This window comes from Methanomassiliicoccales archaeon, assembly GCA_029907465.1.
In the GTDB taxonomy this organism is placed as follows: Archaea; Thermoplasmatota; Thermoplasmata; order Methanomassiliicoccales; family JACIVX01; genus JACIVX01.
The window spans coordinates 97,457-108,646 of sequence record JARYLV010000003.1 but is presented as its reverse complement, the minus strand read 5'-3'; the positions used below and the strand labels follow the sequence as shown (position 1 = coordinate 108,646).

At 46.8% G+C, this 11,190-nt stretch carries 13 protein-coding genes; 10 read left to right on the top strand and 3 right to left on the bottom strand.

The features are described from left to right. Positions 1-23 precede the first annotated feature (23 nt). Positions 24-1,100: a UDP-N-acetylglucosamine 2-epimerase (non-hydrolyzing) gene (gene wecB, locus QHH00_02140; protein ID MDH7508183.1), complete on the top strand. Its 1,077-nt coding sequence runs from the start codon at positions 24-26 to the stop codon at positions 1,098-1,100. 85 nt (positions 1,101-1,185) lie between these two features. On the opposite strand, the gene QHH00_02135 is transcribed toward wecB, so the two are convergent. Next, positions 1,186-1,476 (bottom strand): MTH1187 family thiamine-binding protein, encoded by a 291-nt coding sequence (locus QHH00_02135; protein ID MDH7508182.1) that lies wholly within the window; start codon positions 1,474-1,476, stop codon positions 1,186-1,188. 209 nt (positions 1,477-1,685) lie between these two features. Between QHH00_02135 and QHH00_02130 the strand changes: the two genes are divergently transcribed. The 5 genes from QHH00_02130 to QHH00_02110 all read left to right on the top strand — a co-directional run bounded on the left by QHH00_02130 (position 1,686) and on the right by QHH00_02110 (position 5,815). Next, entirely contained in the window at positions 1,686-2,093 is a 408-nt protein-coding gene (locus QHH00_02130) for a hypothetical protein (protein ID MDH7508181.1), read from the top strand. 106 nt (positions 2,094-2,199) lie between these two features. Next, positions 2,200-4,158 (top strand): ATP-dependent DNA helicase, encoded by a 1,959-nt coding sequence (locus QHH00_02125; GenBank protein ID MDH7508180.1) that lies wholly within the window; start codon positions 2,200-2,202, stop codon positions 4,156-4,158. A gap of 8 nt (positions 4,159-4,166) precedes the next feature. After that, complete coding sequence (locus tag QHH00_02120; protein MDH7508179.1) at positions 4,167-4,730, top strand: CDP-2,3-bis-(O-geranylgeranyl)-sn-glycerol synthase; 564 nt, start codon at positions 4,167-4,169, stop codon at positions 4,728-4,730. 4 nt (positions 4,731-4,734) lie between these two features. Next, entirely contained in the window at positions 4,735-5,274 is a 540-nt protein-coding gene (gene pyrE / locus QHH00_02115; protein MDH7508178.1) for an orotate phosphoribosyltransferase, read from the top strand. Then, on the top strand, positions 5,264-5,815 hold the full coding sequence (locus tag QHH00_02110) for a uracil-DNA glycosylase (GenBank protein ID MDH7508177.1): 552 nt from the start codon (positions 5,264-5,266) through the stop codon (positions 5,813-5,815). The genes pyrE and QHH00_02110 overlap by 11 nt, the downstream gene beginning before the upstream one ends. On the opposite strand, the gene QHH00_02105 is transcribed toward QHH00_02110, so the two are convergent. Beyond that, positions 5,812-6,522 (bottom strand): glycosyltransferase family 2 protein, encoded by a 711-nt coding sequence (locus QHH00_02105; protein MDH7508176.1) that lies wholly within the window; start codon positions 6,520-6,522, stop codon positions 5,812-5,814. The genes QHH00_02110 and QHH00_02105 overlap by 4 nt on opposite strands. Positions 6,523-6,565: 43 nt before the next feature. Continuing rightward, positions 6,566-7,360: a glycosyltransferase gene (locus QHH00_02100; protein MDH7508175.1), complete on the bottom strand. Its 795-nt coding sequence runs from the start codon at positions 7,358-7,360 to the stop codon at positions 6,566-6,568. A 162-nt stretch (positions 7,361-7,522) separates the two neighbouring features. Here QHH00_02100 and QHH00_02095 point away from each other — a divergent pair, with 162 nt between their 5' ends. The 4 genes from QHH00_02095 to QHH00_02080 are packed head-to-tail and all read left to right on the top strand — an operon-like array spanning position 7,523 to position 11,180. Continuing rightward, the gene (locus QHH00_02095; GenBank protein MDH7508174.1) at positions 7,523-8,005 is read left to right on the top strand and encodes an acyltransferase; all 483 of its coding nucleotides are present in this window, start codon (positions 7,523-7,525) and stop codon (positions 8,003-8,005) included. Further along, the gene (locus QHH00_02090; protein MDH7508173.1) at positions 7,983-9,104 is read left to right on the top strand and encodes a DegT/DnrJ/EryC1/StrS family aminotransferase; all 1,122 of its coding nucleotides are present in this window, start codon (positions 7,983-7,985) and stop codon (positions 9,102-9,104) included. Before QHH00_02095 ends, QHH00_02090 begins: the two co-directional genes overlap by 23 nt. After that, on the top strand, positions 9,101-10,054 hold the full coding sequence (locus QHH00_02085) for a Gfo/Idh/MocA family oxidoreductase (GenBank protein MDH7508172.1): 954 nt from the start codon (positions 9,101-9,103) through the stop codon (positions 10,052-10,054). The genes QHH00_02090 and QHH00_02085 overlap by 4 nt, the downstream gene beginning before the upstream one ends. Further along, positions 10,038-11,180: a glycosyltransferase family 4 protein gene (locus QHH00_02080; GenBank protein MDH7508171.1), complete on the top strand. Its 1,143-nt coding sequence runs from the start codon at positions 10,038-10,040 to the stop codon at positions 11,178-11,180. The genes QHH00_02085 and QHH00_02080 overlap by 17 nt, the downstream gene beginning before the upstream one ends. The last annotated feature ends 10 nt before the right edge of the window (positions 11,181-11,190 follow it).

Here is an 11,190-nt window from a genome sequence, read left to right as displayed (position 1 = left end):
GATGACGCTCATTCTTACCAATAATGAAGATCGCCTCGATCATTGGTGCGCGACCTCAATTCATCAAGATTGCACCGCTTAAAGACGAAATCTCGAAAAGGCACGAACATCTCCTGATCCATACTGGGCAGCATTATGATTACGAGATGAGCAAAGTCTTCTTTGAGGAACTCAACATCCCCGATCCTGATTACCATCTAGGGATCGGCTCAGGAAGTCACGCCAACCAAACTGGAAGAATGCTCATGGCGATCGAGGATGTCCTCCTCAAGGAGAAACCGGAACTCGTGATCGTTTACGGTGACACAAATTCAACACTTGCTGGTGCCCTCGCCTCAGCGAAACTATTGATTCCAGTCGCACATGTGGAGGCGGGTTTGCGATCTTTCAATATGAAGATGCCTGAGGAAGTTAACAGGGTTGTCACCGACCACATCTCTTCAATATTTTTATGTCCAAGTGATACTGCCGCACAGAATCTTGCTCGAGAAGGCATAGTCGAAAGGGTTCATGTCGTTGGAGATACGATGATCCAATGCTTAATGGACGTTGAACAAAAACTCTCGAAGTCATTCCTTCAGAACTTTGGAGTCACCGAGAACGATTACATTCTCGCAACGATACACCGGCAGGAAAATGCGGATGTGAAAGAGAGGCTTGTGGCGATCCTCAGAGCGCTTTCGAAATGTGGAATGAAGGTTTTGTTGCCGCTCCATCCGCGAACAGCAAAGAATATTCGGTTATGGGGCCTGGAAGATTTGATTGCATCATCTGGAAATGTAAAGATTTTGCCCCCGCTGAATTTCATCACGTTCACATCCCTTGAGAAATATGCGAGGAAAGTTGTCACTGATTCTGGTGGCGTTCAAAAAGAAGCATACTATTTCGGCGTCCCATGCATCACCGTAAGGGAAGAAACCGAATGGGTCGAGACGGTGAGAGATGGTTGGAACGTGCTCGTTGGTGCTGACGAAGAGAAAATTCTCCACGCAATCCACAGTGCGAAACCTAAGACATCGAGAATAACGAATTATGGTGATAGGAACGTCGCGCAACGCATCGTTGAGTCGCTCGAGAAAGACGTCCAAGGGCTATGCTAATTGATTTGTAAATGAGGTTCGGAGTCGCTCAGGGGTCATGAAGACTGCTTATACGGGTAGTTGTTTATTTTCGCCATTTACTCATTTACTCGAGCTTCTCTCTAACACTTCTCACTTTTTCAGTCATCGCGTCTTTCCGTCCTTTCCTATCATCGATCTTGATAGATGTCAGTGCCCGATCGCACATGCTCATAATCTTCATGTGACATTTCTTGATGACTTCCATGACATCGTCGTATTCGCCCTCGAGGATTGTGCACATCGGTGTGAGCTGATATTTAATGCCGCTCTCCTTCACGATCTTGATACATTCGGCCACGAACCCACTCAGACTCTCTCCCTTTCCTATTGGAACAATACTGAATTCGGCGATCATGATTCCCTCTTTAAAAGGAATATAGGGATACAAAAAGCTGATGGTTTTTTCATTCTTTAGCTAATCTTAATCTATATTAGTAAAGAGAACCTTTTTTCAAAGGTCGGTGTTCGCAAAATGTTTAAATAGAGATTCTCTAAATTTCAATCAACCTTCTATTTCATAGAAAGTTCTAAGAACCCGTTAACTTCGTGCGGAGCGGACCTGTCATGTCACCTAACAATGGCAACAACGGTAAGTCATCAACGTTTACTGTTGATGATTTGGCTAGGGCGATTAGGAATAGCATCGACAGGAATGGCATGCCTGAAGATCAAGCGAAAGCGATGGCTACTCACATCATGAATTTCTTCGGATACAGCGAACGGATTATCGATAATATCCTTGAGCCCGAAGACAGAGATGCGTTTTACATGCTTGAGGACACTGGCATCTTGACAACCGAGCGGGAAGAAACTACGCTATATGATGGAAGAGAATGGAGGATCCATTATTGGCTTTTCAGGAAAGAGAGGATACTCGAATTGCTTGAGATGAATGGATCGAATAAGCATTTCGATAACGAAGTCGATTCTGTGTACGATGAAATTCCAGATGATGTCTGGCAAAGAAATTGAATGATTCGTCATTCAAGTCTGACGGTTTTTGGCATCATCGATAAGTCAACAATTTCGATGACCTCTCCGAAAGGGTATTGTTTGACTCTCAAATGTCATGGATGAAATGGATCTTTTCCCGTATCGTCCGAGGCCTGGTCAGCGCGAAATCGTCGAGGATATTGTCGCTGCGGTAAGGAATAAACAACACATTATCATCGAATCCGGTACGGGGAGTGGAAAGACGATCTGCGCGCTTGTAGGTTGTTTGAGTGCGTCCCTCGATACTGGAAAAAAGATTCTGTATTTAACGCGGACAAACTCTCAGCAACAGCAGGTGCTGAAAGAGCTCAGGCGAATTAACGGGATACGCCCTGTCTATGGTCTAGGTCTCCAGGGGAGGCAAAGTACGTGTCCGCTTGCTCGGCGGGACCCTGAATTGAGGTCTGGTACGCCGGAGGAGCTTTCGAGGCTCTGCGCAGAAAAGAAGAGGCGCACGGTCGATGAGCTCGAAGGCGGGTGCAGGTTTTACGAAGAAACAATCGCGACACCTTTTGATGAAATCGAGAGATATGTGTTTTCTGAGATACCCACTGTGGAAGAATTTGTGGATTACTGCGACGGAAGGGGTATCTGTCCGTACGAACTTGCGAAAGAGCTAGCATCAAAAGCGGTGGTCGTGACAGCGCCTTATGCGTACTTCTTCGTTCAATTCATCCGGGATGCACTCCTCGACTGGATGTCAGTGCCGATTTCTGATTTGGTTGTCGTTGTTGACGAAGCTCATAATCTGCTGGATTATGCGAGAGAAGTGAGAACGCTGAATCTATCAAGGAAATCGTTACGGCATGTGGAGAGGGAAGTGGATGAGTTTGGGGACCTCGAGATTCTTGACGGGGTCAGCATCCTTGACATCGTGTCAGTAATGCACGAAGCCCTCGATTCAGCGGTCGAAGAGTATCTTCTTGATGAGGACGGATTACTGCCAACGAATTTTCTTGAGGAGCGTCTATTGCATGCCTTCACCCTCACATCAAAGATGTTGGAGTTGGCAACAAGAGAGTTAATGGTGCAGGGAGAGATAATTAGGGAAAGGAAAAAGGAAGCAGGGCGATTACCAAGGTCCTACATCTTCTCGCTCGGCGCCTTTCTCAATTTTTGGATGAATATTGAGGAGCGTTACTACGTAAAGCTCATCCTCGGTGGTGACAACCCATCATTTGAGAGCTATTGTCTGGACCCATCGATTGCGTGTGCTCCTCTCCTCGAATGCGCCGCTACTGTTCATATGTCAGGTACGCTCTCCCCTCTGAATGAATATAGGGATTCTATTGGCCTTCCTCTTAATTCGCCCATGAAGTCTTTTCCATCCCCTTTTCCTAAAAGGAACCGTAAGATTCTTTTTGTCGATGACGTAACGACTAAATACGAAGATCTCGCGCAGGACCAGGAGATCGTGGAGAAGATTGAGGATTATATCGTGAACATCTGTAACGGGGTAAGACGGAATACCGTCGTCTTCTTTCCTTCTTTCAACCTTCTGCAGCGTCTTCTCTCGAATGGAATCTTGTATCGAATCAAACGAAAGGTTCACGTCGAAGAGCGTGGCATGAGCCAGAGTGAGTTGATGGAGACGGTGACGCGGTTCAGGGAAGGCGCAGAGCAGGGCGCCGTGCTTTTCGCCGTTGTTGGGGGGAGGGTTAGCGAAGGTCTCGATTTTCCAGATCGAGAGCTTGAACTCGCATTTGTCGTAGGAATTCCTTATCCCAAGCCAACGGCTAAACAGAGAGCCCTTCTCCATTATTATGAAATGAAGTTTGGTCGAGGGTGGGAATACACGGTGAGGGCGCCTGCCTATCGCCGGATGCTTCAGGCCATTGGAAGGTTGATCAGAACGGACACGGATATCGGCGTTGCCATCATACTCGATCGAAGGGCAAGACAATTTTCTGACCGTATCGAACTCGAGCTCACGCAAGATCCCCTTGGTGATGTACTCCGCTTCTTTGAAGAAAGAGAAAAGGAACGAAGAGTTTCAACTGAAGCCACGAAGATGCGAAAAGTTGATACGAAGAGTTCGGGATAAACGGCCTGATGGATTTGTTGCATGTCGCCCTGAGCGGCCTGTGGTTGATGCTCCCCTCTCTGATTCCTAACCCCGCCGCAGTGGTCTTTGGTGGTGGGCCTCCCGTTGATTTTGGCAAGAGTTTCCGCGGGAAGAGAATCTTCGGTGATGGTAAAACGTGGCTCGGCCTCATCGGTGGCGTCTCGGCCGGGGTGTCTTTGGGCATTCTCATGCTTATGATCGCATTCAGTTTCGACCCGCAGAACTTTTGGGGTTTCGAGTCTTGTTCAAGAGGTCTTGGCATCATCTTCCTACTATCATTAGGCTCCCTGCTTGGCGATATGGGGGGATCGTTCATTAAACGGCGTCTCGGCATTGAAAGAGGTGCGAAGGCGCCAGTACTCGATCAATATGACTTCCTCGTTGGGTCGATCGTCCTCGTGGTCATCTTTTATCCAGATTGGTTCATCAATAACTTCATTGCCGGCGAACGCATTTTATCGCTGGTCGTGTTGATCGCTGCCGTTCCGATTCTTCACAGAGTCGTCAATATCATAGGGTACAAATTAGGTAAGAAGAGTGTTCCTTGGTGATTTCATGCAGGGAGTCAAGGATGCATTGTTAAATTGCGGAGCCCTTATGTACGGCGATTTCACCCTCGCGTCGGGGAGAAAGAGCGGATATTATATCGACATCAAAAAGGCGACTACAGACCCTTCCGTCCTTTCAATTATCGCGGATGGTATGTATTCAGTTTTGACAAAGCGAAACATAAAATATGATAAGATCGCGGGTGTAGTACTTGGATCGGTACCTCTTGCAGTCGCGCTCTCTCTCAAAACAGGTGTCCCCTTCCTCATGGTCCGGAAAGAGAGGAAGGATCACGGTACTGGGAAAATGATTGAAGGATCTATTGAAGTAGGTGATCGCGTGGTTGTTATTGAGGACGTCGTCACCTCCGCTCGTTCGGCTGCGGAAGCGGTGATGTTACTAAGAGAGAACGGGGCAGTTGTTGATTTTGTTATTGCCGTCGTCGACAGGGAAGAGGGTGGGAGAGATTTTCTGAGCTCGATAAATGTCGAACTCATACCCCTTCTCAGTTCAACTGATTTGCTGGGGAAACAACATGCGTTTTGACCCCCATTGTCGGCGCTGTCGCTTGTCATCATCTCGGACGCAGGTTGTTCCACCAGAGGGCGATATGAATTCGCCGATATGCTTTCTCGGGGAGGCACCCGGGGAAAAGGAGGACAAGACTGGTAGGCCTTTCGTTGGCAGGGCTGGCAAGATGCTCGACCGCATTATGGAAGAAGTTGGACTTTCGAGGAAAGAAGTCCTGATCACGAACGTTGTGAAATGTAGGCCGCCAAATAATAGAAGGCCTAAAAAGGATGAAATGAGCGCCTGCCTCCCATTCCTTATGGAAGAACTGGTCGGGAAGAAAGTCATTATTGCGATGGGCCGGACTGCATGTCTTAATCTGCTTGGTCGAGATGTGAAACTAGAAGAAGAGGCGAATAGGATTCTGCAGGTGGCAATCGGAAACACAATGTCACTCGTTATTCCGACGTATCACCCGGCCGCTTGTCTTTACAGCGCGCGTGCAAGAGAAGCACTGAGGAGGAGCGTTGAAATTGCAAAGGAGTATTTGCCAGAAATGGTAAATGATGAGGATTAATGTCCAGAGAACCTTTTTCTGAATAGAAACGAGAGATTCTGCCAACCATCTTTCCACGATGAAAGTTTAACCTCTCCTATCCTTTTCCTGTACTCGATTGGCAATTCTATCGCACGGGTTTTCTTGAACGCCTCGATCTTGATCTCCTCAGAAAAGGGCATACCGTCGCTGGTCAAATTCATCTTGCTCAAGCATTCCTTTCTGAAGACCCACATACCTGATTGTGAATCTTTGACGCGGATTCCGAAAAGAATGTTCGTCGTGGCTGTCAGAATCCTGTTTCCAATCCGGTGCTTAAGGCTCATCGCACTTTCCTCCATCTTACCAAACCGGTTCGTTGTGATAAATTCAATGTTTTCCTGAAGGAGAGTACCAATGAGTCGAGGAATCATTTCTGCGGGATATGAGGAGTCGGCGTCAAGTGTCACAAGGATATCGCCCTTCGCCATTTGAAAACCTGTCTTGTAAGCTCTACCATATCCTCTTCTAGGTTCCTCGATAACAACTGCTCCTTTGTCCATCGCAATCTCTCTTGTTCTGTCCCGTGAATTTGTATCAACCACAAGGATTTCGTACTGATAATCCGTGTTTCTCATTGCTAAATGGACGTCATCGATGACTTTGCCGATTGATTCTTCTTCATTCATCGTCGGGATGATGATCGAAACTTTCAGCTGAGCCCCCCGGCCTCTGATTTGTCTTCTCATTAAAAATAAGTTTTTATTTCAGTGTTTGCAGGGTAATCGCCTCTTATTTCTTTCCGTATGGGCCCTTATCGCCAAAGAATTTGAATGCGATATAACCCATGAGGGCGCATGTGAGTCTCATCAATGACCATGCGTTAACTTTTTGTTTGAACATTTTGATTGGATCATAGGAACTCCAGAGTCTGCCGTGCTTGAATGTGAGCTGTTTTCTACCGACACCGTTCCAAAAAGCCTGTCTAAAAAATTTGTAGACAGTGCCTTTCGTCCTGTGGTAAACAATCGCATTGGGGTTGTATCTAATTGAGTATCCTGCTTCAACGGCTCTGTAATTCAGATCAATGTCTTCTGCTGTGATGAACCAGGGATCAAATCCGCCCACTTTCTCGAGAACCTCTCTGCGAAATGCCATATTGCAACTTGGAAAGGAAACATCAAATCCTCTATGATATAATTCGACACGTTCTAAATCCTCCCACGCTTCAGGTCCCAAATTAATCGTCCTCCCTGCGACGATATCAGCCCCTTCTACAATCGTTTTTCTGAGTTCTTTGACCCAGAAAGGATTAACAATACAATCACCCCCCGTAAATGCGATAATTTCTCCAGCTGCCTTCGAAATGCCGTAGTTCGTACTTTCCCCCCTTGTCCCCCACTTAACGTAAAGTTTGATGAATGGATACCTCTCGGCGTATGCCTTCACGATTTCTCGCGTTCTATCCTTGCTGTTTGCGTCTACTACAATGATCTCTACCGGCATTTCTTGAATTACGAGGCTGTCCAGAAGATCGGATATGTTCCTTTCCTCGTTCATTACATTAAGAACAACGCTGACAAGCATCTATCGCTGGATAAGCTCTCAGAAGCTTATCACAATTTCGATGAACTCTATTGATCGTTGATTTGGTGGCAGGTTGTTTTCGACAATATAATTTAATTTAAAGACTCTGGTCGCATAGTTCGACAATAAATATTAATGCCCAGATTGCATTGGTCGATGAAAATGAAGCTCTTTGCCAAGTATTATTCAATTGAGGATTGCACGATCGGGGAAGGAACAGTTGTAAGGGAATTTGTAAATCTTTACGGCTGTACGATCGGTCGAGATTGCAAGATCGCTGCATTTGTTGAAATTCAAAGGGGGGTGAAAGTCGGGGACAGATGCAAGATCGAGGCGTTCTCTTACATACCTTCAGGTGTTGTGATCGAGGACGAAGTCTTCATCGGGCCACACGCTGTTTTTACAAACGACATTCGTCCGAGAGCAGTTGGTGAATGGAAGATTATTCCAACGCTCGTAAAACGCGGTGCATCGATAGGAGCTGGTGCTGTGATTATTTGTGGGGTTACCATCGGCGAAAACGCGATGGTTGGTGCGGGAGCTGTTGTTACAAAAGATGTCCCCCCAAATACGCTTGTAGTCGGAAACCCAGCCAGAGTGGTGAAAAAATTGGAAGATCGTAATGGGGGTGGGATCGACGAATAGAATACCATTAAGTAAGCCAGTGATCACGGATGAAATGATCGAAGCGGCAATTTATGCGCTGAGGAACGAGAGACTTGTTCTCGGAGAGAGTGTTTATCGCTTCGAGGAAGCATTTGCTAGGTACATCGGAACCGATTATGCGATTTCAGTTTCCTCTGGAACCGCTGCACTCACTCTCTCACTTCTCGCACTTAACATTAAGAATCAAGAGGTCATCACCACACCCCTTTCTTTCATCGCGACGGCAAACTCGGTTGTCCACGCTGGTGGAATCCCAAGATTTTCCGATGTTTCAGACCAGGACTTTAACCTCAACCCTGACGAGATCCCAAAGACGATTTCCAAAAAAACTTCGACGATTCTTCCAGTTCATCTTTTTGGATATCCATGTCAAATGGATGAAATCTGTGAGATTGCGCGAGCGAGAGAACTGAGGATTGTCGAAGACGCCGCCCAGGCGCATGGTGCTATATATAAAGGGAAAAAGGTGGGCTCAATCGGGGATCTCGGTTGTTTCTCTTTTTATTCTTCAAAGAACATGACTGTGGGGGGAGATGGAGGCATGGTGACGACCAACGATGATTCCCTGGCAAAAACAATCGCCAAACTACGGGATTGCGGGCGAACCTCCCGATATCTTCACGATGTTTTAGGGTTCACCGCGCGTCTTAATACGGTTAATGCGGCGATTGGTCTCGTGCAACTAAAATATCTGGACGAATGGAATGAGAAGAGGAGGGCCATAGCAAGATATTATATGAAACATCTCCAGGATTTACCGGAGATCAAACTCCCGCCGATGGGTACAAACGATGTCCAACCCGTTTTCCATCTCTTGGTGATACGGTGCAAGAAAAGGGATGAACTGGCAAGACACCTCGAGTCTAAGGGAGTTGAATGTGGGATCCATTATCCAGTTCCGATCCATCTCCAGCCGATATATGTTGAGGCCTTTGGCTACTCATCAGGGATGTTCCCTGTGAGTGAAGCTCTCTCAAGGAGTCTTTTATCTCTACCGATGTTCCCAACCCTTTCCCTTGATGATGTCAAGTATGTGTGCGAGGAGATTTTCAATTTCTACGGAGGATCAGGAGCATGAGACGATTTGAAGTCGGGGTCATCGGCGTCGGATATTGGGGGAGGAAGATCGTCGACGAGTACAGCGGGATACCAGGGGTAAGGGTTCGGGGCGTCGCCGATATTGATGAGAAAAACCTGGAATATTGTAAGGATCGGTACGGTGTCGAGGTGGTCACTCGGGATTATCACGAGATACTCGCCGATGATTCAATCGTCGCCGTGAACGTCTGCGTACCCAATGCTCTACACTACCAAGTCTGTAAGGACGCACTTGAGGCTGGCAAACACGTCCTTGTAGAAAAACCGATGACTTTGACATCTGTAGAAGGCCAAAAACTCGTTGAAATCGCGGAGGAGAGGAACCTGACGCTCTCTGTAGGACACATTTATCGGTTCAACAATGCACTGCAGGAGGTGAAAAGGCTTATCGGAGAGAGATTTTTTGGGCGTATTTTCTTCATGAACCTCTATTGGGTGAACTTCGAACCTCCTTATCCGGATCGGGACGTCATCGTCGATCTGGCCCCTCATTATTTCGACATTATCAACTTCTTATTGGGTGTTTGGCCGAAGAAGATCACCTGTGTTGGTCGCCCGTTCAGAAGAAAAGAGATGGAAGAAACGGCATACATCATCTCAGAGCTGCCTTCCGGTGAGATTGCGAGCGCTTCACTGAGCTGGCTAGCACCAAAGAAAGTGAGGCAGATCGAGATCGTCGGTGAAAGGCGTTGCTGCGTCATCGATGCGGTCGGTCAGGAAGTGACGGTCTACGAGAGTGGATACTGGTACAAACTTGGAATCGAGAGGAATAATACGATAAGGACGGAACTCTTGCATTTTATCAAATCCATCGGTGACCCGCATACTGAGACAATGAATAGTGGATTCGTTGGCGTGAAGACAGTAGAGATGATCGAGAAAGCGAAGCAATCGATGATGGAAGGGAAGACGATTGACACTCACGTATAGGAGAAAGGCGCCGGCCGAGAAAACCGTTCTCATGCTTCTATCAAACGAATACAGGCCAGATCCAAGAGTTGAGAAGGAAGCACTTACTCTCTTGGGTGAAGGATATAGAGTTAGAATAATTTGCTGGGATCGCAGGTGCAAGCAGGCGATAAATGAATCTTCCAATGGAATCGAAATCCGAAGGATTAGGACCCTGCCAGTTAAGGACATTGGATCGCTCGTTCTCAATTTCCCATTCTTCATGGTGAAGATGATTCTTAGAGCGTTGAAAACGAGTTGTGATATAATTCATTCCCACGACTTTGATACGCTCCTCCAGGGCATGATAGTTTCAAGACTCAGGGGTGTTCCACTCATTTACGATGCTCACGAGCATTATGCGAGTATGGTTTTCGAAGATGTCCCACCTTTTTTATCAAACCTCCTTGATTCAATGGAGAAATCGCTCATCGGCAAAGCGGATGTTGTCATTACTGTGAATGAAAAAGTCGCGGAAATCCTTCGTGATCATTCTCACGTTGAACCAGTGATCGTCATGAATTGCATCGATCTCCCCGATTTTCCCAACAACGCGAGACGCCCGCCAGGAGAGCTTGAAAAGCTCGTTGTTTTTTACGGTGGAAGCTTGGAACCACTTAGATATTTGTTAGAGGTCGCCAATCTTGCAGTTTCCTCTCAGTCTTTCATTTTTAAGATTGCGGGATCTGGCCGTCTTGCAAGCCAGCTCGAAAAAATATCTCAAGCGTCCTCGAATGTTGAATTTCTTGGATATTTGCCGCATGATAAATTGTTGGACGAACTGAAAAAAGCTGATGTTGCATTGTGTCTTTTAGATCCCAGGAACAGGAACAACAGGATTGGAACCCCCAACAGGTTGTTTGAGGCGATGGCCCTGGGCGTTCCTGTTATAGCATCGGAGGGCACACTGGCAGGAGATATTATCAGGAAATATTCATGCGGGATTGTCATCGAATGGACTGAGCAGAATTTCCTTCAAGCGATCAATGCGTTGAGGGATCCCATTGTCCGTATGAAGTTTAGTTCTAACGCTCGCGCAGCGGCTGAAAGAGAATACAACTGGGATTTAATGAAATCCCGTCTCATCGAAGCTTACTCCTCTTTTTAAATAAGAAGGT